Annotated in this window: 33 protein-coding genes; 3 read left to right on the top strand and 30 right to left on the bottom strand. The window is 60.4% G+C overall.

The features are described 5' to 3' along the window. From ACUN0E_RS36570 to ACUN0E_RS36695, 26 genes are all read right to left on the bottom strand, one after another. Entirely contained in the window at window positions 1-1,344 is a 1,344-nt protein-coding gene (locus tag ACUN0E_RS36570) for a hypothetical protein (RefSeq protein ID WP_445569658.1), read from the bottom strand. Continuing rightward, the gene (locus ACUN0E_RS36575) at window positions 1,341-3,386 is read right to left on the bottom strand and encodes a hypothetical protein (RefSeq protein ID WP_445569659.1); all 2,046 of its coding nucleotides are present in this window, start codon (window positions 3,384-3,386) and stop codon (window positions 1,341-1,343) included. Before ACUN0E_RS36575 ends, ACUN0E_RS36570 begins: the two co-directional genes overlap by 4 nt. Then, window positions 3,386-4,915, bottom strand: coding sequence for a hypothetical protein (locus tag ACUN0E_RS36580; RefSeq protein WP_445569660.1), 1,530 nt, complete (start codon window positions 4,913-4,915; stop codon window positions 3,386-3,388). The genes ACUN0E_RS36575 and ACUN0E_RS36580 overlap by 1 nt, the downstream gene beginning before the upstream one ends. Before the next feature lie 8 nt (window positions 4,916-4,923). Next, window positions 4,924-5,970 carry a hypothetical protein gene (locus ACUN0E_RS36585; protein ID WP_445569661.1) on the bottom strand — a complete coding sequence of 349 codons (1,047 nt, stop codon included), beginning with the start codon at window positions 5,968-5,970 and terminating at the stop codon, window positions 4,924-4,926. Between the two features lie 4 nt (window positions 5,971-5,974). Next, window positions 5,975-6,295 (bottom strand): cupin domain-containing protein, encoded by a 321-nt coding sequence (locus ACUN0E_RS36590; RefSeq protein ID WP_445569662.1) that lies wholly within the window; start codon window positions 6,293-6,295, stop codon window positions 5,975-5,977. After that, window positions 6,292-6,855, bottom strand: a complete 564-nt coding sequence (locus ACUN0E_RS36595; protein ID WP_445569663.1) for an aspartyl/asparaginyl beta-hydroxylase domain-containing protein — start codon at window positions 6,853-6,855, stop codon at window positions 6,292-6,294. Before ACUN0E_RS36595 ends, ACUN0E_RS36590 begins: the two co-directional genes overlap by 4 nt. Next, window positions 6,852-7,253, bottom strand: coding sequence for a 3TM-type holin (locus tag ACUN0E_RS36600; protein ID WP_445569664.1), 402 nt, complete (start codon window positions 7,251-7,253; stop codon window positions 6,852-6,854). The genes ACUN0E_RS36595 and ACUN0E_RS36600 overlap by 4 nt, the downstream gene beginning before the upstream one ends. Continuing rightward, entirely contained in the window at window positions 7,253-7,735 is a 483-nt protein-coding gene (locus ACUN0E_RS36605) for a glycoside hydrolase family 108 protein (protein WP_445569665.1), read from the bottom strand. Before ACUN0E_RS36605 ends, ACUN0E_RS36600 begins: the two co-directional genes overlap by 1 nt. Continuing rightward, window positions 7,732-7,944, bottom strand: coding sequence for a hypothetical protein (locus tag ACUN0E_RS36610; RefSeq protein ID WP_445569666.1), 213 nt, complete (start codon window positions 7,942-7,944; stop codon window positions 7,732-7,734). Before ACUN0E_RS36610 ends, ACUN0E_RS36605 begins: the two co-directional genes overlap by 4 nt. 9 nt (window positions 7,945-7,953) lie before the next feature. Further along, on the bottom strand, window positions 7,954-8,145 hold the full coding sequence (locus tag ACUN0E_RS36615) for a hypothetical protein (RefSeq protein WP_445569667.1): 192 nt from the start codon (window positions 8,143-8,145) through the stop codon (window positions 7,954-7,956). A 29-nt stretch (window positions 8,146-8,174) separates the two neighbouring features. Continuing rightward, window positions 8,175-8,405, bottom strand: a complete 231-nt coding sequence (locus tag ACUN0E_RS36620; protein ID WP_445569668.1) for a hypothetical protein — start codon at window positions 8,403-8,405, stop codon at window positions 8,175-8,177. 44 nt (window positions 8,406-8,449) lie between these two features. Then, on the bottom strand, window positions 8,450-8,992 hold the full coding sequence (locus ACUN0E_RS36625; RefSeq protein WP_445569669.1) for a hypothetical protein: 543 nt from the start codon (window positions 8,990-8,992) through the stop codon (window positions 8,450-8,452). A 3-nt stretch (window positions 8,993-8,995) separates the two neighbouring features. Then, on the bottom strand, window positions 8,996-10,615 hold the full coding sequence (locus ACUN0E_RS36630; RefSeq protein ID WP_445569670.1) for a hypothetical protein: 1,620 nt from the start codon (window positions 10,613-10,615) through the stop codon (window positions 8,996-8,998). Window positions 10,616-10,623: 8 nt separating this feature from the next. Beyond that, entirely contained in the window at window positions 10,624-11,328 is a 705-nt protein-coding gene (locus ACUN0E_RS36635) for a hypothetical protein (protein ID WP_445569671.1), read from the bottom strand. Next, a complete protein-coding gene (locus ACUN0E_RS36640; RefSeq protein ID WP_445569672.1) occupies window positions 11,328-11,720 on the bottom strand; it encodes a hypothetical protein in 393 nt (130 codons plus the stop codon). Before ACUN0E_RS36640 ends, ACUN0E_RS36635 begins: the two co-directional genes overlap by 1 nt. An 8-nt stretch (window positions 11,721-11,728) precedes the next feature. Continuing rightward, on the bottom strand, window positions 11,729-12,202 hold the full coding sequence (locus tag ACUN0E_RS36645; RefSeq protein WP_445569673.1) for a hypothetical protein: 474 nt from the start codon (window positions 12,200-12,202) through the stop codon (window positions 11,729-11,731). 10 nt (window positions 12,203-12,212) lie between these two features. Then, window positions 12,213-13,622, bottom strand: coding sequence for a N4-gp56 family major capsid protein (locus ACUN0E_RS36650; protein WP_445569674.1), 1,410 nt, complete (start codon window positions 13,620-13,622; stop codon window positions 12,213-12,215). A 20-nt stretch (window positions 13,623-13,642) separates the two neighbouring features. Further along, the gene (locus ACUN0E_RS36655) at window positions 13,643-14,374 is read right to left on the bottom strand and encodes a hypothetical protein (RefSeq protein ID WP_445569675.1); all 732 of its coding nucleotides are present in this window, start codon (window positions 14,372-14,374) and stop codon (window positions 13,643-13,645) included. Window positions 14,375-14,382: 8 nt separating this feature from the next. Next, window positions 14,383-14,922: a hypothetical protein gene (locus ACUN0E_RS36660; protein ID WP_445569676.1), complete on the bottom strand. Its 540-nt coding sequence runs from the start codon at window positions 14,920-14,922 to the stop codon at window positions 14,383-14,385. 33 nt (window positions 14,923-14,955) lie between these two features. Beyond that, window positions 14,956-16,350: a glycine-rich domain-containing protein gene (locus tag ACUN0E_RS36665; protein ID WP_445569677.1), complete on the bottom strand. Its 1,395-nt coding sequence runs from the start codon at window positions 16,348-16,350 to the stop codon at window positions 14,956-14,958. Beyond that, window positions 16,343-16,687, bottom strand: coding sequence for a hypothetical protein (locus tag ACUN0E_RS36670; RefSeq protein ID WP_445569678.1), 345 nt, complete (start codon window positions 16,685-16,687; stop codon window positions 16,343-16,345). The genes ACUN0E_RS36665 and ACUN0E_RS36670 overlap by 8 nt, the downstream gene beginning before the upstream one ends. Beyond that, complete coding sequence (locus ACUN0E_RS36675) at window positions 16,684-18,867, bottom strand: hypothetical protein (RefSeq protein WP_445569679.1); 2,184 nt, start codon at window positions 18,865-18,867, stop codon at window positions 16,684-16,686. The genes ACUN0E_RS36670 and ACUN0E_RS36675 overlap by 4 nt, the downstream gene beginning before the upstream one ends. Beyond that, complete coding sequence (locus ACUN0E_RS36680) at window positions 18,867-19,055, bottom strand: hypothetical protein (RefSeq protein ID WP_445569680.1); 189 nt, start codon at window positions 19,053-19,055, stop codon at window positions 18,867-18,869. Before ACUN0E_RS36680 ends, ACUN0E_RS36675 begins: the two co-directional genes overlap by 1 nt. A gap of 2 nt (window positions 19,056-19,057) precedes the next feature. After that, complete coding sequence (locus ACUN0E_RS36685) at window positions 19,058-19,219, bottom strand: hypothetical protein (protein ID WP_445569681.1); 162 nt, start codon at window positions 19,217-19,219, stop codon at window positions 19,058-19,060. Between the two features lie 2 nt (window positions 19,220-19,221). Beyond that, window positions 19,222-21,222, bottom strand: a complete 2,001-nt coding sequence (locus ACUN0E_RS36690; RefSeq protein ID WP_445569682.1) for a hypothetical protein — start codon at window positions 21,220-21,222, stop codon at window positions 19,222-19,224. Between the two features lie 90 nt (window positions 21,223-21,312). Continuing rightward, window positions 21,313-21,606, bottom strand: coding sequence for a hypothetical protein (locus tag ACUN0E_RS36695; protein ID WP_445569683.1), 294 nt, complete (start codon window positions 21,604-21,606; stop codon window positions 21,313-21,315). 613 nt (window positions 21,607-22,219) lie between these two features. Here ACUN0E_RS36695 and ACUN0E_RS36700 point away from each other — a divergent pair. The 3 genes from ACUN0E_RS36700 (at window position 22,220) to ACUN0E_RS36710 (ending at window position 22,988) form a co-directional block, all read left to right on the top strand. Then, a complete protein-coding gene (locus ACUN0E_RS36700; RefSeq protein WP_445569684.1) occupies window positions 22,220-22,495 on the top strand; it encodes a hypothetical protein in 276 nt (91 codons plus the stop codon). A gap of 66 nt (window positions 22,496-22,561) precedes the next feature. Then, the gene (locus tag ACUN0E_RS36705; RefSeq protein WP_445569685.1) at window positions 22,562-22,741 is read left to right on the top strand and encodes a beta-lactoglobulin I; all 180 of its coding nucleotides are present in this window, start codon (window positions 22,562-22,564) and stop codon (window positions 22,739-22,741) included. A 58-nt stretch (window positions 22,742-22,799) separates the two neighbouring features. Then, complete coding sequence (locus ACUN0E_RS36710) at window positions 22,800-22,988, top strand: hypothetical protein (RefSeq protein ID WP_445569686.1); 189 nt, start codon at window positions 22,800-22,802, stop codon at window positions 22,986-22,988. 234 nt (window positions 22,989-23,222) lie between these two features. On the opposite strand, the gene ACUN0E_RS36715 is transcribed toward ACUN0E_RS36710, so the two are convergent. From ACUN0E_RS36715 to ACUN0E_RS36730, 4 genes are all read right to left on the bottom strand, one after another. After that, on the bottom strand, window positions 23,223-23,429 hold the full coding sequence (locus ACUN0E_RS36715; RefSeq protein WP_445569687.1) for a hypothetical protein: 207 nt from the start codon (window positions 23,427-23,429) through the stop codon (window positions 23,223-23,225). Window positions 23,430-23,502: 73 nt separating this feature from the next. Beyond that, window positions 23,503-23,850, bottom strand: a complete 348-nt coding sequence (locus tag ACUN0E_RS36720; RefSeq protein ID WP_445569688.1) for a MarR family transcriptional regulator — start codon at window positions 23,848-23,850, stop codon at window positions 23,503-23,505. 1 nt (window position 23,851) lies between these two features. Beyond that, complete coding sequence (locus ACUN0E_RS36725; protein WP_445569689.1) at window positions 23,852-24,202, bottom strand: hypothetical protein; 351 nt, start codon at window positions 24,200-24,202, stop codon at window positions 23,852-23,854. A 2-nt stretch (window positions 24,203-24,204) separates the two neighbouring features. After that, complete coding sequence (locus ACUN0E_RS36730) at window positions 24,205-24,705, bottom strand: hypothetical protein (RefSeq protein WP_445569690.1); 501 nt, start codon at window positions 24,703-24,705, stop codon at window positions 24,205-24,207. Between the last annotated feature and the right edge of the window lie 76 nt (window positions 24,706-24,781).

Here is a 24,781-nt window from a genome sequence, read left to right on the forward strand (position 1 = left end):
TCAGTAGCTCAGTCCTTTGGCATAGCCCATGCGCTGCAGGTCAGGCAGTTGCTTTTGCAGGCGCCCCACCCCAATGTCTGTCCGATAGAACGGGCTGTTCGGGATCTTCACCTTCTTGATCGCGCTATAGGCAGAGCGGCGGGCGCCAGTGATCGTCTCGCCTGTTCCGGTAGTGATCAGCACATAGTCGCCGGCGGTGACCGGGCCCGGCAGATCGACCACCTTGCCGTTCACCTCGCGCGGTGCGACGCCCATCATCACTTCGGAAAAATGGATGTGCTCCATATCCTCGGCGCCGTATATCGGGATGCCGCAAAGTTCCTTGTTCGTGATCTTCGAATACGGGAAATCGGGCAACGCCATCAGGACCGAAATGCAGACCTCGTCCATCCTGATCTTGAGGGAATCTTTCCCGTCGAGCTTGTCCCGCATCCACTGGGCCGGATCGCTTTCGATCAGCGCCGTGAGGTTGTGGCGGATCGGCCAGCCGTCGCGCATTGTCCACTCGAGCGGGAACGGTCCCTTGCCATCGGTCGGGATCATGCAGTTAACGTCGACGTAGCCCACATAGCCGATGCGATGCAGGTGTTCGGTGGCCGGCGTCAGAACCTCGTCGGCCAGCTTCGATTGCTTCACCACACGAACGGTCGTACCCATCTCTCCGGTGTTGACGCCGAGATCACCGTTCATCAATTTCTTGTTTTCCCAGTTCTCGACCCAGCCCTCCGACCAACCATCCGGCCCGAACCAACCGCCGACGGCCATCTCGATACCGTCGATCTTCTCCTGCATGATGAAGCCGTCAGCGCGCGCCGCCGCCCGGTATTTGTCGATCTTCTTCCACCGGCTGAGCATGTAGACCATGTCCGCGGCGCTGTTCGACACATACGACATCGCGCGCTCACCGTCGCCCGATGGCTTCGATACGAACGGCTTGCACTCTTTCTTCACGTACGCAATCGCCGAGTCATAGTCGTGGAAAGTCTTGCCAGGAATAATGCGCATGCCGCACTCCTCCATGACCTTTTGCCCAACCTCGCGATCAAGCTCCCACTCCACGGCTGCGAGGTTACAGCCGAAGATCGGATAGCCGATGCGACGATACGGCTCGAGCATGTCGAGATAGTGCGTGTTGTCCGGCGTGTAGATCAGATCCGCCCAGCCCAGCCACTTGCGCCGCAGTTCATCGTAGTTGCGGATTTTCGGCACAAGGCCCTCACCCGCGTGACGGTCGGTGCCATCGGCGCGCGGCTGGTCGTACCACATCACCTGGTGCCCCCACTCCTGACAACGCATCAGCCAGTCGAGGCAATTGGAGCCAACATCAATGGCCAGGATTCTCATTGCTGCGGCGCTCCGGTGACGGTCTGCCCAAACTTCGCACGCAGTGCACCGAGCGCGGCATTACGAACGGCCGGCGTTCCTCCTGCGTATGCATTGCGAAGCAGTTCGCGCCCAGGTTCAGTGAGCAGGGCTTTGGACACGACGTACGGCGTGATGACCGAGGCAGCCGCAGCTGCAGGATGTGCCAGTGCGATTGCAGCCGTGCCAAGCATATGGCCTGCCGCGGTCGTCCCCGACGGATTGGCGCCAGTGCGATCGCCAGCGCGCGCCATCGTGTCGGTCACATCCTTGATATCCTTGATCTCTTTCGTCGTGAAGCCCATTTCCCCTAGCTTCGGCGCTACCTTGTCCATCTCGCGGCGGAACTTCGCGAACGAGATACCTGAAGCACCGGGACCGCTGTTTGATGCCTGCTCCAGGCCATTGCGCAACACGAACGACTTCGCATCCTGCAGCACCTGAGGGGCATGCTCGCGCAGGATGGCGGTCACCTGCGCCGACTGGCTCGGTTGCATCGTCAGGTAGCGTTTTGCGATTGCCTCGGGCGCCTTGGTCGAGAATGTCTCATTTGAAAACGCAGCGTCCGTCACGTCCTTGCCGAGCAGTTTCCCCAACGCCGACTGATCGATGAATTCGATCGACTTGGATGCCTTGGCGTAGTTCTGGTTGGCATCCTTGAGAGCCTTCGCGATCGGCGTATCGGCAGTGCTCGCCGCGTCGAAATCCTTGTTGATTGCGCCAAAGAGACGGCGTGCCAGCATCTGATTCGCGTTCGGATCGATGTCGGAAAAGATGTTGCCTGTGCGGCGCGCAGCCTTTCCCCAAGCGGACCGTGTCTTCATGGCATCCGACACGGTCGCGGTTTTGACGCTGGGCGTCGGTGGCGTAGGCAAGCGCGCCGGCTGCCCAGACGGCAGAACGATCGGTGACGGAGCTTGCCCCGCCTGCGCTTCAGTGAGCTGATCCAGGAGACCGCGCGCCTGGCTTGCGATCTTCTTAGCGTCGCCCGCCGGCACGTTCTTGTTCTCTTCGATAATCTTCTGCAGCTCGTCGGTGACGTTCTGGTATTTGATGACGGGTTTCGTACCGGCCAGTGAGCGCACCTTTCCGTAATCGACCGATGCCTGCTTGTCACGCTGATCGGCGATCTTGCCGACAGTATCGACGTACGCGGACCGCAACCCGTTACCGATGGCTTCGGGATCCGCAACAGACTGTTTGCTAAGCTGATCGGCCAGTTCGTTGACGCGGGTGACGCCGGCCGTGACCTGCTTCGCCTCATCGGCATGCGCGGTGCCCTTCGACGGGAAAAGCTCGCGCAGCCGGTTCTCGATGAATTGGAGCGATGAACTTCCGGTTTCCTGCCCGAGCGTGAGAGGGATTCCAGACGATTCAGATGCGCGCGCCGCCTCTGATTGCGGCGGCCGCGAGATCTGGCTAGGACGTGTCGTCGCGAGACCACCAACACCGCCGCCGAGCAGCGTGCCAGCCAGCCGCCCAGGTGCGCCACCGATGTCCTGCCCAGCCTGACCACCCAGCGCGCCGCCGAGCTGCGGCAATACGCGACCCAGCACACCCTCACCGGCGCCCGGTAGAGCAGCTGCGGGCAATGCCTGTAGCGCAGCCGCACCGTAGCGCTGAGCGGTCGTGCGAGGCTCCGCAGACGCGCCGATGAGGCCCATCTTCTTCATGGCGGACTGCAGCGCATCGTCACCGACCGGCATCTTGTCCGCTGTTTTTGGCAACGCCGACACCGGCTTCTGTTTTCCGGACATGCCACCCGTTACGATGTCGAGCGCCTTGTCGAATGCTTTCGCCGGCAAATCAACCAGGCCTTGCGCTTTCTCTGCGACCGGACCGACAGCACCCGCTACGCCCTTGGCGAGATTGCCGCCGACGAAACCAGCCATGCTTTGCAGCGGTTGCGCCGGCGCAGCAGGATTAGCCGAAGGCGTAGTTGCGCTAACAAGAGGCGCACTTTCCCACGCGGCCTTAGTGATGGCGGCCCCCGAATCGACTAGCGGTGCGTCTTTCCAGCCCATTAAGGTTTTTTCCGGTGCGAACCATCCGGTGCAATGAACTCAGCACCCGACGGCAGATTGTTGTACTCGGCGTCGGATGACACGCGCACTGGCGTACCGGTGTCGGATGCCGTTGGCGTGTCACGACCTGAGATGCGCGCCTTCTGGCGATTCATCACCTCCGTTGGTGCCTTCGAAGCGGCAGACATTTCCTTTTCCATCATGCTCAGCACTGCGTTCAATTGCTCCGGCGTGCTGGCGGTCGAGAGCAATTCACGCGCATGCTCCTTATCGGACACGGTCGGCGTGCCGCTCGGGCTGATCGCGCGTGCGTAGGCATTGACCGAGGTATTAAGCGCCGTGCCAAGCGCGACCACGCGCGGGTCGCCTGTGCCAGTCTGTGCGGCCTGCAGCGCCCTGTTCACGCCGGGGAACTCGGTGCGTGGTAACGCGGCCGATGCCTGGCGAACGAGCGGGAATGTCTGCTGCGCTTCGGTGACGGCCATACCGACGTTCGCTGCCTTGGTTGCACCGGTGCGCGCCGCGGCCTTTTCGCCCTGGAACCCTGCGTTGGCTGCAGCCACATCGGCGCCGGTGCCGCCGGCTTCCGTTTCCTGTTTCATCACCTCGCGCCGAAGCGCGATGATATTCTTCGCGCCCTGCGCGCCGCGCCCGAGGTTCTGGTACACCGAGGTGTCGCCAGCGCGCGCCTGTTGCGCGAGGAACTTCAGATCGTCCGGCGAGAACTTCGCATCGTCACCGTTCGTCGACGCGATTACCTGCTTGCGCAGAGCAATTGATTCAGCACGTAGAGCATTCGACTCAACGCGCGCCTGCGCGCGGTCCTGACGATCGAGCGCACGATCTTCTGATCTCTGGTCAGCTTCACGGATCCTCTCCTGTAACTGGTCGTGCCGATCCTGCACCTGCTGGATCTTCAGCTCGTTCGCGAACTGCTGCTGCAGCTGCGCGGCCTGCGCTTTCGCCTGGCTATCCAGCACCGGCTGAAGCTGCTGCAATCCGGTCATCAGATCCGCGCCACTCAGGCCCTGATCCTGCAGCACCTTGATCGCGCTCTGGAGCGAGAGTGGACCGCCTGCGGGCTGTTGCGCGCCTGGCTGCGGAGCGGCAGGCGGCGACGGAATAGCCCCCGGCGAAGCCTGCGCCGGAGATGCAGAAGTTGGTAGCGGCCGGAACGGAGGCAAACCCGCCTGAGGCATCTGCCCTTGTGGTCCGCCTTGTGGCAAAGGGGGCCGCGGCACCTGGCCCGGCATACCTGGAGGCAGGGGCGTGCCACCGCCCTGTGGTGCGGCCTGCATCATGGGTTGGGAAGACTGACCCGGCGGTGGCGTTTGAGGAGGTGGCGGAAGCTGTTGCGGTTGTTGCTGTCCGATCAGTTGCGGTAACGCGTTTCCGGCAGCGCTCATAGCTGCCTGCTGACGTTGACGGTCCTGCTGGAACTGCTGGAACTGCAGCAGACGCATCTGCTGATCCTGCTGCGCGTAGCGCTGCTGATCCGCAATCCCCATGTAATCGAGCCAAGTCGGCATGTCTGCTCCTACATCGTGAAGCCGTAGCTGTTACCACCACCGCTGTAGTAAGGGCTCGACGAAAACGCGTTCGAGAAATCGCCCCCGCTAAACGAGCCGCCAGCTGGATTCACGAAGTTCTGATATGCGTTCGTGTTCTGTACTGAGTTGCCGAGGCCGGAGACCGCGCTGCCTATTGCGCCGCCAGTGGCTTGCGCGTTGTTGTAAGCATTCTGGTACGGCAGCGATTGCGCGCCCTGTCCGTTATTCATGTACGGGATCGCCTGCGACTGGATCGACTGGGCAGGACCGTATACGTTCTGGTTCAGGTACGAACCGTACTGACCCGCGATCTGCCCGGGCGTGGCCGCAATCGACTGCGCGGTCTGATACGGCACTGCGCCGGCCTGCAACTGGTAACCCGGCGCAGACGCCGCGGCGTTCTGCCCCGCCGTGCCGTACTGGCCGGCCTGATTCGCTGCCTGCCCGTACGCCTGGAGACCGGCAATCTGGTTCTGAAGCTGTTGCGCGTTCCAGTCGATGTTGAAGTTCGACATGGCCTGATTGGCGACACCGGCACCTGCGGCCGACGAGCCGAGTCCGTACATGGAGTTCGTGGCTCCTGTCTGATCCTGCAATTGCTGGGCAGAACGGTTATAGAGCGCGCTCTGTGGATCCAGTGCGTTCTGGTACACCTGCTGCCCGGCACCGAGCAGAGAATTCTGCGTATTGAAATCGAGATTCGCCTGGTTGTTCATGATGCCAACCAGGTTGCCGTAGCCGACGCCCGCGCCATTTGCCGCGTTCTGATAAGCTCCGCCGTACTGGTTGTATGCATTGAGACCTGCGCCGGCCGACTGCTGCGCGACTGCGTTATATGGCTGGGCGTTGTTGTAGTAGGTATCGATGTTGCTGTTTTGCAGCCCCTGCCATCCCTGATCGGTACTGGCTAGACCAGTGGGGACGTAGTACGAGCCTGAGCCGCCGCTCCCGCCGGAAGGAGAAGGCGCCATCGCACCGGATACGGCAGAGCCGACGGCGGCTGCGCCAACTGCTGCGGCTACGCTCCACGGCATGATGTCACTCCTTCACAATGATTTCCGGATCGGCAACGCTCTCTGCGTGGATGCACAGCCAGACGATATCGGTGACTGCCTGAATCCGGTGCTGCTTCCCTGCCCTGATCTCGATCGCGCACGGGCCTTCAAGATGCTTCAGCTCGCCATCCACTTCGACGATGGCTGATCCGCTGCACAGGAAGCTCAGGTGGTCGTACGGGTGCAGGTGTTTATCTACTTCCTTTCCAGCTTCCAGTTGCTGCTCGCGCATATAGACACCACCCGCTGAGTGGTGCTTGATGCCGAAGTCGACCAGGGCGGTCACAAATGCAGGCGACATCATCGCTCACACCTCAGGCAGACAATCAGGGTGATCCGATCATCCAGCCCGTCATTCACAACTTCGTGCTCTTTCGTGTTGTCGAAATACCAGACTTCACCCGGCGCCATCGCGACGCGCTCTTCTTCCACGCGGTTCACGCATTGCGGATTCGACTGCAGAACGACATATAACTTGGTGTTGTAATACCTCGCGTGCCAGCCGTCGTCGATGTGCGGATCGATCTTGCCGCCCGGCGAGATTTTCGTGATCATCACTCCGCCAAGGCGCACCGCATCGACGCGATCTTTCAGAAACTTGACGATTGGTCGCACACTGGGCAAGGAGTACCACTCGGGATAGAACACGGCGTCGTGCTCGTCATTGAACCCGGTGTAGTCGCCTTTTTCCTTGTACGGTTTCTCATCGTTGTATCGCAGCCAGATATCGGACATTTCCGAATGCGGCGAGCCAATCGCTTCCTTGCGGATCTTGTGACGGTTCCACAGGTTAGGCTGCCGCGCGATTTCGAGCAGGAGCGGCGCCGTATCGATGCTGTGGGCGATTTTGACAAGATGCTTCATGCGGCGCCCTTGATACGTTCCGCGACATGCAGACCGCCGAGGCCGAGCATCCCGAGTGTCAGCGTCGACAGTTCGCTTAGATCCATCGGCGGGAGATTCAAGGGGTGTCCCGCCACCTGGGCGCCAGCATTTACCAACGGCTGGAGCACGAAATTCCACGCATATCCCGCCACACAGACCCAGCCCATGCCACCTCGCCAGTGCTGTAGGGGATCGGTGCTCTGCGCCTCGGACTGGTTGATCTGCATCTGCCCGGTGATCTGTGCGAGTTCGCCGGTCTGTTGAAGCTGGAGCAACTGCAGCTTCGCCGCAGATGCCTGAGCGGGATCGGGCCAGACTCGGTCGATGACCTGGCCGACCACGTTCGAAACAGCAGTAATCGGATCGAATGCAGCCATCACGCCGCTCCTTTCAGAAGGTTGCTCGCTATGCGATTGGCCCAGCCGTGACCGAACGCCGGCCATGTGGATAGATCGCCCATATATTTCAGGCGATAGGCGAGAAAGCGCATCACGACAGCGCGCGGATCTGTTGAATTAACCGCTGCGATGGTGACTGGACCGATGTGGCCGTCGGCGCTCACGCCGGCAGCAGTCTGAAGCCACGTGACAGGCTTTCCGCCGTTATACGCCGCATCGAAGACCTGAAAAGCGACGCGTGGATCGAACTGGTCGCAGTAATACGGATCCCAGTAGACCATCTTCGCGATCTGCTTCGCGACCGCCTGCGGAAGTAGGCGCATCTCGCCCATGTATCCGTTCGCGCGCGCCACGCGGGCAGTAATGCCCCACATGGTCTCGCCACCCGGATCAGATGGATTGTTCGAATAGCCGCCTTCGTTACCCATTAGCGCAACGAAAGCATCGTCGAACGAACTCACGCTTTGCCTACCGCCGCAAGGATTTCCGAAACCTTGTCGGCAGCGGCCTTTGTCGTGTCTTCGACGATGGTCGTGAGGGACGATTCGAGCGTCGAGAGGGTTTGTGCCTTTGCATGCAAGCCAACCAGCGCTTCGAGTTTTTCGGGAACCGACTTCACATCGCCGACAATCGCGTTGAATTCCGCTTCGATACCAGTCCAGATGCTCATGGCAAACTCCTAAAAGAACTTCTTGAACCCGCCTCCGGCTCCGTATGCTGCAAGCGCGACCAGCGCGTACATGACGACCTTCCATGCCATCACGATGACGCCCCGCCCTACATTCAGCTGGAACCGTTGGGTTATGCCGATTTCGATCTGTGCGGCGATCGCCTTGACGTCGGCTTCGGTCAGAGTGCGGTTATCGTCCATTCTTTTCCCCCGTAACAAAAGCGTGCTTTTCAGCGGTCTTCGAGCTGGTTCGTTGTGCGCTGCGCCACTTTTACTGCCGAATTCAGTACGTCCTGACGCGCGGTTATCTCGTTTCTCGTCGACTCGACGGCGGCCTGCACACCACGCGTATGCCGCGACGATTCAACGAGCAGCATCGGCAGCCAGCGCATCGAGCAGTCAAACTGATCAACAGGCTGGCCGGTTTGCGGATGCGTTCCGAGCATGTGAATCCAGAACATGCATTCAGATTCGATGCAGGTCTTCTTGAGAAGTGGACACTTTTTCATGATTTTTGAGCGATGCACATGGTGATGTAGTTCCAGCTCGTGGTAACCGAGTGAACGTGCCCTTGGCCTCCGCCCGTGCCACCATCGGTGGTCACATTAAAGGGTGCGGAACTGGTGGCATTAGTCAGAAACCCACTACCGCCGCCGCTGTTGTATTGACCCGTTGCGAGCGCAACACCGTGCGTGTGCGATGGAATTTCTGACGCTGTCAAGGCGTGTGCAGATACGTTCCACGAGCCCGCCACAAATGACGAATAGCCCGCGCTTCCCGTGATAATCGCTCCGCCACTCGCCACATACAGGCATGTGTGGTTCGTAATGGTTGTATCGATTACCCATCCAGTTGGCGCAGCCGCCTGCTGAAAGGACATTCTGGTTCCAGACGGTGCGTCAAGCGTTCCTGCAGTGGAATAGGATCCAGCCGGCTGCGCGCCCGCATTTACCGCGTTCACAATGAAATTCAGGTCTGCCATGACCTGGGACGCATCGGCCGTCGTGCCGTTTGCGAGTGCGACTGGCAAAGCCCCAATGATCGACATATATCACCCCTGATTCGTGTAACCTGTGTCCGCATACCGCGCGTAGAACGTGCCAATCTGGACACCCTCAGCCGACGTTACTGATACGTCGATCGCCATCTTCTGGAATACGAGCGCCGAGGTCCACGGTATGGTGTACACGTGCGGAATGCTGAAACTCGACGCCCAGTTCGCCGCACCCCACTGAAAACTGCCCCATAACGATCCAACAGGCGGCGTCTGCACGAACGTCGAGCCGAGCGTGTTGTTCTGATCGTCATAGGCTGTTAGGTTGTACGTTGTCGCGAGTCCCGAAGATGACAGCTCGATCGTCGATTCAACTACCTGCACTTCGGCCATGTGATTGGTTTTCGGGAACGTCGACGAGCGCAAATGGCCGATCAGATTCGTTCCAGCATCATTGAATGCGCTGTTCGAATTAGGAATCGTGCTGCTGACAAACAGCGCAGCGCCCTGCGCAGCGCTGGAGATGATGAATTCACTTCCATACTGCGCGGCGCAGTCATAGGGAAATGAGTGCGGCCCGGTCCAGCGCTTGCGGCGAATGTCATACCAGTAGTCATTCGTCTGCGCCTGCCCCTGAATCAGCGTCGGCACACAGACCCGATAGATGTTTCCGGAGAACGAGGCCGAGATCCGCGTTGGCTGCGTGGTGTTCTGGAATGGCACCTGCAGATCCGCTGGAAAATCGGTACCCGGCCGGCTCGATAGCGGTACGAGCGTTCCGAGAAAATTCAGGATGTACGGTGCATCCTGACCTGCAAAAAAAATCCCGAATGGCCCCTGTACGATGCTGCGCGGTGCGATGCAACCGGTCGTCAGCGTGATGTAGTTCAACGCGAGATTGCTGGTGGTTGGATCGCCGGTTACCTGCCAGATCTGCGAACTTTTGAAAATGACCAGCGCACCGATCACGCCGGCCGATGTGGTCTGAATCGGGAGCCCTGAGAAAGCAGTGATCGACGTGGTGTCGCCCACCGTAACCGATTGGGTAGCGTTGGTCCGCGTGGTCGGCACCAGCACGTCACTGAAATAATCAACATTGCCCACCGCGTAGTGCGCGCGGTTGTTGTAGTTCGCAACCGCAGTGGGCACACCCGGGAGTGCATTCGTCGCGAGGTTCGCAGAACTCCATGCGGGCGTAGCTGGCGTGGTGATGTCGATCACGCCAAAGAAGTTCGACCCGGTGCCACTGAAGCCCGGGTGCGTAACGATGATCTTCGTGCTGATCACCGCCATTGTAGGTGGTGTCCACTGGCCGCTCGTGGCCGGCGAGGTCGGCGTATTGGCCGATGTGACGCCGCTGATCGTGATGAACGTGTTCGTCAGAATGTTGTACGCGAACGGTTCGTCCTTACCGGAATTACGCCCGCTCGAGAGCATTCCATAAGCGACTACACCAATTACGATGTACACCGAGACAAACGTCGGAGTCGTGAAGGTTGAGAAAGTGGTCGCCGCAGCGCCGACTCCAGGCCGCGACACAACGAGCTCGGGATTCGCCTGATCGAATACCAGATTCGACAACAGCTGACAGGCGCCCGGAAAAGCCTGCGATGCATCAAAGGCATCGCAAAGTCCTTTCGGCGTGAACTGGACCGGCTTGCCGTTGCGAATAGCCATGGCCGCTCCTAGTCAGTGATCTTCGTCGGCTTGAGCGTCCGGTTTGAATGGAAGCGCCGCGGATCGAGCCGTACGGATTTCACAACGGCCTGTTCGTCACCTTCCATGATGAGGTGCGTGCGCAGCATGCTCTCGCACTGTGCGAGATACGATTCCTGCCGCGTATCGTCAGACTCGCCCATCAGTTCGGCGGCCGTGCGCTTGATCAGGTACTGCTGATCAGGAAACCACGGGATGACGGCCGACGTCTCAGGCGCCGTGATGTCCGGCTGCTTCACCATGTATCGGTGCGTCAGCGTGATCAGACCAGACGACTGCGGGTAGATGTATATCGTTCCTGCCGAGGCCGCCGCCTGAGCGCTCGTCTCGTCGAGCAGGATCGTCATGTACTCGTATGGATAGTTCGCGATCGACGGATCCTTGAACTCCTGATCCCACTCCTCGGTGGAAATCGGATTCAGGAAGTACGGCAGGTTGTTCTGCTGGAAAAACAGGTCGTACGTGCGCAGATAATTGAGCGGCAGCGTAAACGGACCGTAGTTGTTCGCCTGCACCGTGATGAACTCGGTCACCCGGTTGATCTTCAGATCACGGTGCAACCACAGATCCTCCAGGACCATATTCAGATAGATGCCGCCCTGCTGGATGAAGCCGGGGCATTTGGCGATCGCGCACGCACGCGCGACTATCTGACTGGCCTGGAGGTAAGCCATTACCCGGCCTTTTGCGCTTCGGCGATTTTCGAACGAGCCTTTTCGAGTTCCTTATCGATCGTCTTGATCTGATTCGGATAGTTGCTCAGGCTTGCGTTTTCCTGGCTGGTCAGCGAGCTCTTCTTTTTCTTACGCTCCAGCAGATCGACGTAGGCTGCCGACACGTCGGCCTTCGTCTGCTCGAGCATTTTCATTTTCTCCTGGAGAACGGGAATCTCAAGGATGCGTTGTTGGCGCAACAGCGACTCACGACAGACGTCCATACGTTCGTCGAGCGATTCCTTCGACTCTTCGCCATAGACGTAGCCGCTCACCGACAACTGGGCGCCATTCGGCGCTGGCAGCGTTATCGAGAAATTGCCGATTACCGGGACTTCGCTCTTTTCCGTCATGGTTCCTCTTACGAACGACGATCGCCACCGCGCAGAACCTTTTCCTGCGCGCGACGAAACAGGTTTTCATTGGCGCCCATGATGTTGTTTTCATGGTCCCAGGTGCGGGCGACGATCTCCTTGATCGAGCGAAGAAGATCGGTCGTCAGCTTGTACGTCTGGCCGTGGTAGTACGGAAAACCGTTGATCTTGATTTCCGTACCGCCTGACGGCGACAGATCGATCCGGTACCACCAGAGATCGGTTCCGTCGTCCGCCTTGCCGGCCGGGCGCTCGACAACCCCGGTCGTGAAGATCGCCGACTGCGCCTGCGCGGACAGGCGCGCAGATTCTTCCTCGGCGAGATCCTTGGCCGCGGCGGACTTCGCCAGTTCTGCCTCGAGCTCGGCAATGCGCGCTTTCAGCGTTTCAGCGGAGTCGGCACCGTCCGGCTGCCCATCAACCGGCGGTTTGTTTTCGTCCTGCGGTGTACGCGGGGGCATCAGCTACTCCTTAAGCCTGCGTGCCGGCGCTATAGCCCGCGCTGAATGCCGAACCGCATTCGACACGTGCAAGGAACGCCTGGTTGAGGATGATCGAGCCGTAGAAAACCTTCCACGACACGACTCGCGTCTGGTTCAGCGGATCGGACTTATCAGCGCCAGTCAGGTAGTGGAACTCGGGATTTTCGAGCAGCACCTGACCGTAGCTGTGATTACCGATGTAGATCACCGGGTACACCGAGACGCCCGTTGCCGGAGCAGCCGGCGGCGTTTGCGATGCGCCGACGCCCGTGAGCGTGACAGTCTGATTCGGCTGTAACTGGGTCGCCTGACCGGCAAACACGCCGGTCACCGGCACGCCGTTGCCGATCGCCGTAGCCAGATTCGACGGGTTAGCCGTCGTGCCGATGTACACGTTGAAGATGTAGCCAGCCAGCTGCGGCAGGGTCACGGCGATCGATCCGGTCGGGCCTGTCACACTGACGGACGAGGACACCTGATAGATCTGCTGTTCGACCGACGTTTGTGCCGGTGCGGCCGTGACCTGCACGTAGTACGTACCCGTGGCCAGCTGGCCGCCGCTTGCCGATGCCGTGCCGTTGATCGCCGCGACACCGGTCCAGAACGGGACCATGTTCGACTCGACGAAACGCGTACCGCCGAATGCGCCGAGTTCGTTGTTGTACAGGCGGTTAATGTCGCTATACGACCACGCAGTCGCCACCGTGCTGTTTTCGCGCATGTCCTGCGCCGACAGCGGGTGAATCAGGCCGACATAGTGCTGCGTGACAGCAGGCGTCTTCGACGGATCACGATAGGCGCCCGCCTCGATCATCATGTCTTCGCGCTCGTCACCCTGGAAACGCGGCACGCCGTACGTCAGGAACGAACCGACGAGGCGGTTGTTCTCGTGCGGCGTCATCACGTCGGTGTTCAACAGGTTCGCGCGGCTCGTCTTCGCGTTCGCGTAGTTCACCTGCGTTGTCGACAGCAATGTGTTCATCGTGTTGCGCTCGAGCGTTTCCGGGAGCTGCAGCGCGACGAGTTCGCAGGCCTGCTGGAACAGCGGGTGCTTGATGGTCAGGTTCGCGACGTCGGTGATGATGACGCGGTCACCCCATTGTTGCGCGGTGGCGGTGACCTGTTGCAGCGTCATCGCTTCGCCCGGGGGCGCTACACCTTCCTGCAACGGTGCGTACGGCAGTGGCAGGCGCTGGTAGCGCGAAGCCGTGTAGGTCGTGCCACGGTTCGTGTCGAGCTTGAGCGGCTTGCCGAACTGATACGCGACGAGCTGGCGGCGCGCGAGCGGTTCGACTTCTTCCTGGATGTACGCTTCGACGTCGGCCGTGAAACTGGACGACTGGTTCGTCACCCCGGGAAACATGAGGCCCAGCAGAAGGGCCAGTTGGTTTGCGATCATGGTGTCCTCTTGCTGGTTGGTCAGATGTTCTGGTTTTCGAGACGTGCTCGACGTTTGTCATGCTCGGTGGCGCGGCCTCGCCCCTGTACATCAGAGCGTGTGTTAGGCGCACGGCCGCGCGGAATGTCGGCAGCCGGCGTCTTCGCCTTTGCCTTCGGTCTCAGCTTGCCGTCGGCAATGTCCTTTCCGAGCATGTAGAAGTAGACAGACTCGCGCGATGCGTGGCGCCCTGCCCGACGTTCTTCCTGCACGGCCTGCTCGACCCGGTCGCGATACTTGTCGCGCCGCGGATCGGTGGCGATCTTGGCTTCGAACTGCGTGCGATCAGCGATGTCCTGTGCCTGGAATAGCGCCTGATTGGCCTGCCGCTGCGTATCGCGCAGGACGCGATTGGCGTTTATCTGCCAGCGCTCCTGATCTGTGATGTCCGCTGAGCGCAACCGCTCTTCTTCGCGCTGCAATTCCGGATCGGCCTGCGGCGGCTGATTCCGCGTCGCTTCTGCTGCGAGACGACCACGACGCTCGACCTCGGCTTCGAGGCGTGCGAGGCGGTCATCCGACGAAGAGGCGCGCCCGGTCGGTGCCGGTGTGTCCTCAACAAGGTCGATTTCGAGGTCGTCTAGGTCGTCCGCGCCTGCAGCTGGGTCGCCAGCAGACGGATCACCAGCAGGGTCATCACCAGCGTCCGGATCATTGCCATCATCGACACCAGGAAACAGGAAGCTGCGGAGCCGCTTGAGAAGTGTGTTCATGTCCATCCTTACGGCGTGCCAGAACCGACGTTCTGGATAACTGCAGTCGTCGCGCTCGTGATCGTCACGACGAAGTCGCGGAAGGTCGCCGTCGCGAGAGTCATCGTCCCGTTGAGCGTCCAGCCGGTGTTGGTCGTCATCGTGAGTGTCTGGGTCGTGCCGACGTTGATGACCCGCAGCTGCCAGGTAATCCCGACAGGATTCGCCTGCACTACGGAAGGCAGTGAGGCGATCAGGTTTGCGACGGTCGGCAGCGTAAGTGCGCCGCCTGCGCCAAAGGTGCCGGTGAACCCGAGGAATACCTGAGCGGCGCCGCTCATTTCTGTGCCGGATAACGTCTTCGAGGCCGTCGCAGCGTCCGCGTTATAGATTGCTTCCTGCAGCGGATTCATGCCCAGAATGGCGTTCACCAGGCCGATCTGATCCGGGATCGCGCCGTTGTCGGGGATATTGGGCGTCTGACCTGGGCCGATCGCCGGGAACAGTGTGCCGATCAGTTCGGCGATACGGTTTTTGCGCACGTTCTTCTCCTGAAGAGGCTGACGCATTTGTAGAAATATTTCCTGTCTGGGTCAATTCGTTCATGCGTACTCCCAAACTATCACCAGGCCGGCAGCTCCTGCGCCGCCCGCTACTGTTGTTCCCGCTGAAGCCCCGTTAGTGGATCCTGAGCCTCCAGCCCCGAAACCACTTGCAGCATTGCCAGTTGTACCGCCTGCAGATTGAGCTGCACCACGCATGCCGTAAGGAGAAATGCCTCCTGCCCCTGCAATGGTCCAGGCTCCTGTTTGATAACTTAAACCGTAATCTCCGGTATTCCCTCCGGCATTTACAAGAGATCCACCTGAAGCAGAACCACCGGCACCACCGGCACCAAAAGACGTCGTACCGACAGTTCCTGCTCCACCTCCAGAACCTCCATTGGCGGTTACTCCGGCGAAGCTGCTGCTGCCGCCTGCACCTCCTGTAGCCCCTGCGACACCAGCCCCTCCAGTTCCAACGGTTACTGTTGAGCCGCTGAATCCTGATGTCATTCGGTGCCGGATAACACCTCCTGCACCGCCTCCGCCGCTTGAGGAAACCTGGGCTGCTCCTGTTGCCACCGCTCCACCAGCCCCTACAATTTCAACAACAACACTGTTAGTTCCTGTAGTGGGAGTGTAAGTAGCACCTGCAGTAAAACGCTGAACGTTAAGCAGACGCCCTGCAAATCCGGTCAAGGTTCCGCTCGCGCTGAGATTCGTGAAGACTCCGGGCGAAGGCGTTCCGCTTCCAACACCTGCGGTCGGGGGGCTTGCGAATTCGGCCTCAACAAATGCCGTCGATGCAGCCTTCGTCGAACTGTCGTGCGCGGCCTGCGTACCGACAACCGGGTTGCTCAACGTCGGCGCGGTGCCGAATACCAGACTGCCCGAGCCGGTTTCATCTGAAATGACGCCAGCCAGTTGCGCGGACGTCGTCGCAGCGAACTGCGCAAGCGTGCCGCTCGTCGTGGCCAGACCCAAGGTTGCAGCGCTCTGGAATGCAGGATCAGCCGCCGCGCCGGTCGAGGAAAGAATGTTCCCCGACGCGCCTGGCGCGACGAAACCAACACCGGCCGTGCCTTCGCCAAGCAGCACGTTATGCGCCGACAGACTGTTCTGGCCGGTGCCGCCACTGGCTACACCAATCGCAGTAGACGTCGATACCGTCACGCCGGCGATCGTGCCGCCGGTGATAGCCACGGCGTTCGCGTTCTGGTTCGCCATCGTGCCGGCAGTAAGGCCGTTCACCTTAGCAACCGTGGGGTTCGGATACGTGCCGCTCAGGTCTCCACCCGCCGGGCCGCTCGGCGGTTCGGGTTCGCCAACAAGTGCATTCAGCGCAAGCGTCACCTGCTGCGCGATCGAATTCAGCGCAGCCTGTATCTGCTCGGGCGGCACGTCCGTGCCGGCGGCGCGTACCTGTGGCGCCAGAATCAGGAACTGGTCAGCCATCGAGTGCCTCCAGGCGTTGCCGTGTGCTCGGATAAAGCGGACTGGACGTCTGAGGGAAGCGTCTCAGAAAGGAACGCAGAGCGGTGCCGTGACCGCGCGCGCTTGCGTACGCGTCGGCCGCATATTCCTGCTTGCGGCATTGCGCGAAAACCCATTGCGTGCGGAACAGGATCTGCAGCGAGAACACCCACCACAACCGGCGGAGCGCATCGCGATTGCGGACGTGCGCCTGCTCATGCATCAGCACCGCTGACTTTTCCGCGTCGTTCAGGAGCGTGAAGAAATGGCCCGTCTGGACGGTGCCCCATGGCGTGCAGCGCGCAACGAAGCGTTTCATCGCGGCCCCGCAGTCGGTGAGGCCATCTGATCTGGATGGATCATGCCGGGCGGACCTTGCGGCCGAGGCTGTCCAGGCTGCGCACCCGATCGTGGAGTACCTGCCACGCCTGCACCCGCGCCGCCGGGCACACCTGGCTGTCCCTGTGGCTGCGGCTGGGATGCCTGCAGCTTCGCCTGCATGGCCTGCTGATGCTGCTGAATGTGCGCGCGGAACAGCCCGGCCGGATCGCCGGTCATCTGCGCGGCCGCAAGGTGGGACTGGATGTGCCGACGGTCGTCGTCGGCCTGATGGATCTCGGCGGTGAGGCCGTTGTGCATCATCAGGTTTTCATCGTCCGGCTCGACGTGGAACAGGTTGCGCTCGTCGATCAGGATCCGCGGCGCCACTTCGGGCCCGAAGATTTGTTCGGTACCAAACTCGAGGATTGGCCCGATATTCAGGCGTCGGCCGTCGAGCTGCTGCGGAGGAATGCCGCGCAGCACGTTCATCCACGCGATCATCTGCTGCATGCGCTGCATGTTGTTCTGGTACGACGTACCGCACCAGCGGAAGAAAAACCGCTCGCCGAACGCCTGTACCGGAATGACCTGCAGGTTTGCGCGCACACCGACTTCGCCCAGCACCTCGACCGTGACCTCTTCGGTGCGGAACTGACGATCGAGCTCGAACATCCATTCGAGCAGCGGATTGAGGATCACGTCCTCGTACCGCTTCGCGTTGTCGATAATGTTCGATTCCTGCGCCTGCGCCTGTGCGGCCATCTGCGCCTGATTCTTCCGGCCCTGCGGAGCCTTGCCGAGCATGGCGTCGTTGACGTCCATCGACTCGTTGATTTCCTGCTTGATCGCCTGGCAGAGCGCGACCGCGTCCTTGTAGATCGCCGGGAATTGCGTGAACTTCGTCTTGTTCGGATCTGCAAGCCACACTGCGGCGAGCCCCATCACCATGCTCTGGTAATTCGGCTGGGACAGCGGGTCCGTCATCACGATCGGCAGCAACGCGTACTGTGCGCTGTCCTGCCCCATGTTCCAGTAGTCGTTCAGGTTCCATTGCAGGAACTTGACCGACTCGATCATCGAGACGCCGAAGGCGGAACCCTGAATCCGTTCGATCGGCGCTGAGAGGATCGGGCGTTTTCCAGACCAAAATGGATTGCGGATAATGCCAAGAATATCTTCCGCGCCCGCGTAATAAACGAAGCACGGCTCCTTGCCGTTACCCAGATCCAGATTCGTGTGCGTTTCATAGATAAGCGCGTATTTGTAGGTGCCTTCGGTGCGGATGCCTGCGTCGCCAGTGCGCTTCTTCGGCGCCACGTACTTCTCACGCCCCTTGCTGGGCTGCGCCATCCGGTCGATGATTTCCTTCGCGGTATGCCCGACAAACACACCTTCATCGACGAACTGCTGGATCGCGTCGCTCGACATGCGCAGCTTGATCGCGGTCGCCGTCGCCTTCTGGATGTCGTTGCAGGTCGGCGGATAAACCGCCAGATCCTCGGTGGCGAACGGGACGACGTCCGGCCCTTCCTCGATCACCTCTTTCGGATCCTTTTCCCACTCCCACTCGTCTTCATCGACCGTCACGTCTTCGACCTCAACCCCGATCTCGCTGTCTTCGAGAATCGGCGGTTTCTTCATGAGCTCGGTGACCTTGCGATAGGTCTTCGTCCAGTCGATATACAGATTCCACTGCCCGGTCACGTCGCCGGCGATCAGATCCGCCCGCACGACGTCGCGCAGATTCGCGCTGCGAACGTAATGCTCGAGCAGGCTGATCTGGGAAAACGGGATATCGCCGTCGGGGCCGGTGGCACCGACGTGCTTGTGATTGACCGGGAAGAGTTGCGCAAGCGTGCGCTTCATGCGCGCCTTGATCGCGTTGCGCACGGCCGGGATGTAGCACTGGCTGTTGCCCGAGTACTGCGCATTTTCATCGGGCTGCGCGTTGAAGATGGACCAGTACTCCTCGATCCGGTCCATCTGCTCCTGCTTGTTCTCGAAGCATTTGGCGATCTTTGTGTAAAGCTTTGCCGCTTCTATATACGCGTCGGAGTCGGGCTTTTCGGCCCAGTTTTCCAGTTCCTCGCCGGTCTTCTCAGCGTCAAGAGCCCGCGAGTCCAGTGTTTCGACTGCGGGCTTGTCGTCCTGCTTTTTCTCTTTTTTCGCGCGGGCCATTAGCCGATGACCTTACCGCGCAGTTTCTTCTCGAGGCTGCTGCCAGTGTTCCGGTCGCGCGGTGTGCGCGACGGCCGGTCGTCAGGCTCGGGCTTCTTCGGCGTGGTGCCGTAGAAGCTGCGGATATCGCGCGACTCGGACCGGGTTTCACCCTTGCCGGCGTCGCCTTTGCCGAAGCGCTTCTTCATGATCACAGACCCCGCTTGCCCATCTTCTCGCGCATCGGGCCGCCCTTCAGGCGCTCACCGACGCGCTCGGGCTTGCCATGCGTCCCACCTTGCTGCTTGCCTTCATAGAACTTGACTGGGTTCTGGCTCGGGGCCTTGGGCGAATTCGATTTCGAAACGGCCATGTCTATCTCCTCGGGAGAGTGGTCAGGTAGCTCGCGCCCTGCGGGTTCACCGCGGTGTGCACGCCGTCCGGAATGACGTCGTTGCTCTGCGAGCTGATCACGTAGGTGGCCGACTCCAGACCTTCCATCAAGGTGCGGTGCGGACCAGTCTCAGGGAGGCTATCTTTATTTCCTGTGCGGTTCACCGGGAAGTTGTAGCCGCCGGCCAGTGCGTTGAGAGTGTGCGTGGCGCCCGAGTCGACGAGGAACAGGCGCTTGCCACGCGACTCCGTCCGGATCATCGACGATAGCGCGCCGCGCGAGACGTTGACGTAGCCGCCACGCATCGGATTGAGTTTTGCAGCGCGTAGTGCTGGCACGATCGGCATGCGGTCTGACTGGTCCAGCACGTCGGCCGGCAGCCATGCCGTCACGCGTGCGCGCGGGAACGCAGCGCGCACGAGCTGCGCGATGTCGGGCACCGCCTGCGCAGGCGGCACCGGTGAGATCCAGTCTGCCATCACCACCATGCGCTCGCCTTCGATGCAGATCAGCGCCGCGGTGGTCTCCGCTCCGGCCGCGTTGAACGCCAGCGCCATTGCGTGGTGTGCCGACGGCTCGTAACCGTCGATCAGGTTCCACTGACCGAATTCCTCGTACACCGGCGCGCCGGAGAAAACGCGCTGGAAGTATGCGAGAGCGTTCAGGATGTCGCGCTTGCCACTCGGGAAGTTCAGTATCTCGGCAACAAGCTGGGGATGCTGCCCTCTCCCGCCGACCAGCACGATGTCGCCGGCCTGGAAGAACGGCTGCATACCCATGATGAACTGCACCTTGTCGCGGTCCTGCGGCGCGGACAGAGGTTTGAGTGCGAGCGTCACGCCGCGGCGAAGCATCTCCGCACGCAGCGGCTGGAGTAGCCACTCATCGAGCGAATTCTTTTCGATCGCGGCGACGGCATTTCCATATCGGGCCGAGGTCTTGAACAGATCGTCGATGATCTCGTTCGGCTTCCAGTACTCGCCCGACGACTGGTGAACGTATATCGTGGTACCCAGCCGGCTCACCACAACCCGGCCGGTCCGGTCGCTCTTCTTCACGTCGACCGTGCGCGCTGGATCGGTGATGAGTGTCTTCGGCATCCACGGCGCCGGGTCGAGAGGGATCTCGCGAATCTGTTCCGATTCGAACGGCTTGTCCTGCGTGCCGATCGCCATCAGCATGTATTCCTGCAGGAAGCCGCGCAACTGTCCTGCACGTTCGGCCTCGTCGCGCTTCTGGCGGATCCACTCCATCGGGTAGCGCTCTGGCCACGTCGCTTCGGTTGCTGGATCGTCGATGTCACCGTTGCAGATCGGATAGCGTCGTGACGTCCAGTCCGGGTTCTCGCGCAGACGCGTGATCATGCAATCTTCAGCGAGTGGCGTCCCGGTGATCCGGACCTTGCCCTTGACCTTGTCCATCGCAGGCATCAACTCGAGGTAAATCTTTTTCATCGACGCGTCGACGGCTGACTTGTCCTTGACCCGCTCCTTGTTCTCGATGTCGTCGAGGTACGCTCGGTCAGGCCGCAGGTCGTGCCACTTGAAGCCGCGCAGTTCTTCCTCCCAGCCGTGTGCCTCGAGCAGCACGCCGTTGGCGAGTTCCATCTGGTTTTCGTTCCAGACACGGCCGGACTCCTTCAGCCGGCCAAAGAGACCCTGCAACTTCATGTTGCGGCTGGCCTCGAACTTGATCGCCTCAAGCCTTTGACAGGCCTTCGTGTAGGTCTCACCGATGATGATGCAGTAGCCGAAGTTGGCGAAGCACGCCTCGACCAGCAGGAACTCTTCGGAGAGCGTCGACTTCGCCCCTTCCCGAAACATCTCGATTTCGACGAACTCATCCTGCGATCGCCACAGGTCCATGATCTCAACGTGGCAAGGCGGCGACGACTGAGGATGCCGGTGTGGGAATAGCATCGCCGATGCGAGCGCGCGATCTTCGGAAATCGCCTTGAGCAAGGCGGCGTTGGTCAGAGCCATGCAATCCTCCATTGCGGAGGATCATCGGTGTTTTTCCTGTGCGCGGACGAAAACCCGCTGGAGCGGGATTCCGTTCGGAGATTGGTTCGGCTATCGGATCTGCTTGACCTGCTGCGCGTCTACTGTCTCGCCGTCTACGTATAAGACAGCGTCCTCAAAGTCGCAAAAGTCGTCTTTGAGCACTGCAACTTGAGAACTGGATGTGAAGAACGTGAACGACTTAATGAGGATTGAACCGCTGATGCCGCCAGATAGCAGGATCGTATGGTTGTCCAGCACCTGATACTTGGTGGCACCTTTTGCGCCAATCACACAATCGGCATACGCGGGCAACGCGCAGGAAATCGCTAAACCAACGCAAACCTTTGTTAGACAGCCTTTCATGGTGATCCCCGTTTGTGGCGCGTGCGCACCTATATTCGCGTTTCGAAGGCGACGGTCTCGCGTATTTTCCCGACAGTCTGAACCCGGATGATATGCGGTATGACGCATCAACCCAATCGATGTTTTTCCTCTACGCAGATTGGAGAGAGGGTCCCCGAAATTTGTGCACCCCCGTCCGTGGGGCCTCGGGTGGTCCCAGAGTTGAGAATCATTCCTATTGGGACGCGTGCGACTGCATCGGTGCGTGCTCCGGTTCTGATCCAGGAACCTAACCACGCCTCAAAGCCTTGCCAGCAAAGGCTCTGCCGCCAATCCATCCAGCTGATACCCCCACCTGTACCCGATCACGCAGGCCCATGGCTTGAACGCCAGGCCGACCGGCGGATGAGAATCCTCGCGCCGCAGATGCCAACCGGATCGCCAAATGGGTGTTTTTAGGGCACCCACGACACCTGAAAGCGCCACCTCTCCGCTCTCTACGCCGCTGCCTGTGAGCCTTTGCTCACGCGTGTGCGTGCGCGCGTGGGTGGGATGCCGCAATGGATTTGTTCACTCCCATGCCGTACATTGCCCGAGCGACTGATCCGGTTGCTTTCCGACAGAGGGGGTGTTCATGGATTACGAAACGAAGCTGGTGCACGCGAGACTGGATGCAATTGAAAGTGTCCTGCTCAACCTGCTTGGCAGTGATCAACGGAAGTTGGACCAGGTCCGGACGATGCTGTCGGACGCATACAGGTCAACCCGCGACAAAGCAAACAGGCCCACCGAGGTCAAGCTTCAGCAGTCCATCCCATACAACATGCCCGCTGGTCGCGACGAGGACGCTGAGGCGGCGAAAGTGGAAGCCTACGAGAACCTTTGCCGAAAATTCGGAGCACCGCTCTAAACGATATTTTCCCCTAAAGCGTCGGTGATTTCGTGACGTTAAGATGGCTAGACACTGGAGGTTCAAATGATCTACGCCATCTTGACGCCCGAAGGCGATGCGCCGCTCGGCTACTACTCGGCATCTGAAGCACCGACGCTGGAAGAGCTTGCCGATCATATGGCGAAAGCTACTGGCTTTGCGGATCGTGACGAATGGATCGAACAGACGGGTGTTGATGCAATCGGGTACGCGCCTGTGCATTGAAGGTAGCCATGTAGAATTCCCTCGCCGGGAGGGCCGGCGTTCATAACAAGGAAACTACATGGCAACTTACAATCGAACTGAGTCTACGGAACGCGCTATTGAAATCGCGAAGTTGGCAGTTCAGGCTGGCGTTCTTCACCCCGTCGCTGTAGACAACAAGCGCAGCCCGGATGATTCCGGCAAAATGTCGGCGGCATGGCTTGGAGGATTCATCGCTGAGTTGACTGACCGCATCGAGAAGCTTTAATGCAGCGCCCGCTCAGCTCCTGCTGGGCGGTCAATAACACGCTTAACCTTCTGCACAAGGCGTGACTTCCCACCCGCTAAAAAAAGTGGTTTTCTTGGTCGCGGCGGGTATATCCGGCTTGGTCGACCTGCTGCGCCTTTGTGCGTTCAGCCATTCCGGTCGGTCCTGGCGGGGCTTCTCCACCATTCAGCCATGTTTATCGAGCTGGCGCGACACCAGTTGTTCGGGCCTGGGCTAATGGGCCCCCGTCGGCGTTTCTTCTATCACCGCGCTGCCTGTTTGCGGTTTGTCCGGATAGCGCCTGATCGCTTCGACGAGCCTGTCGTCTGCCCTCTTCACGCACGCGTCACACCACAACGGCTCACGCCGCCGGACCATGTCGATCGTGGTGATCTGCCATTCGCGATGGCAGTACGGGCAGAGGACTGAATCTGGTTTCATCGAAAAAGTGCCCGGCGAACCGGGCTAAACCACACGCTATGGAGACGAGCCCACTCTACGAATATTTCCTGCCTCATGAAACGGCCATTGAGCGTCTGATGATGCTGTTCATGATGTCGCATAAGGCCTGCGCGGTCGGCGTGGCTGGGCGGCCCGTTTTCGTCGACGGCAGTGCCTTGGCGGTGCGGATGTAAGTCCATGGCCGCGGACCGATCGTGTTGCGCTGTCTGCTCATCGCCCTCGGTCCACGCCGTACATACCCTTCTTCGATCAGCAACTTGAGGCACTTGCATGCGCAACCTGCAGTGAACTCGCCGGCCGCCGAGATTTGAGTCTGCGTGAGCGGCCCCGCACGCTCGAGCATCTGGCAGATAGTCCGGGTGCTGGAGTTGTTTCGATACAGTTCGCGGACTGTCGCCATGTCACGCTCCCGCCCACGCGTACATCACGGGCTCGAGATCGCCGACCGCTGGACCGAGAAAGCCCGACGAGACGCCGCCGTGACGGCCGTGCGAGCGGCACTTCATGGTTGCGCGCGAGCGCGGCGTTGGCGCCAATGCGTCTGGCAGCGGCTTCGACGTCATGCGGTACCGGCGCGGGTAGCCAGCTCCGTAAACAAAGCCATCCGTCACCAGCGCCTGAATCTGGCGGGCGACAGCACGCGGATGCACGCTGCGCAACTCCGCGAGATCCTTCATCGTGACATCAGGATGGCTTCGCAGGATTTCGCAGAGCGCGCGCTGCGGCGAATTCTTCCGCTCAATCTGTTTCATGGCTACAGGCTCACGCTCGCGGCGATCAGAGCGTGCCGCAGATCCTGAACCGTTCCCGCAAGCGTCTCGGCAAGGTAAATCGCTCGATACCCTTCATCGCATTCGCCGGTTCTCTCCCGAACGTCGGCCGGTGAATCCATGACGCGCAGGCAGCGCTCGTAGGGCACGCGAAATACCCTCCATCCAATCTGCCTGAGCCGGTGATCAACCCGCAGAATATCCGCGTCGACGCCGTCGTATTCGATGCCGCACTGAAGCGCGACCTTCGCAACGGGATTGCCAAAGCTGACTAAGAAACCGCCGACCGGCAGCCACGGCCATAACGGCAACCCGGCTGATCGGAGGTCCTGCCACGCGCCGAATTCCGGCGGCGTCATAATCCCCGCCCAGTCCGCGATCTGATACGGGTCGACGCGGCTCCAGTCCTCACCGGTGTGCTCAAGTTCGTCGGCCAGCGTTGCATAGTTTCTAGCGATCTTTGTGCGTTGCTCTTCGGCGCTCATTGCCGCAGTCACGGTCAGGTACGACCAGTTGAATGACTCAACTACCTTCGACCAGTCCAACGTGCGCACACCAGAA

The organism is Paraburkholderia sp. D1E (assembly GCF_052682275.1).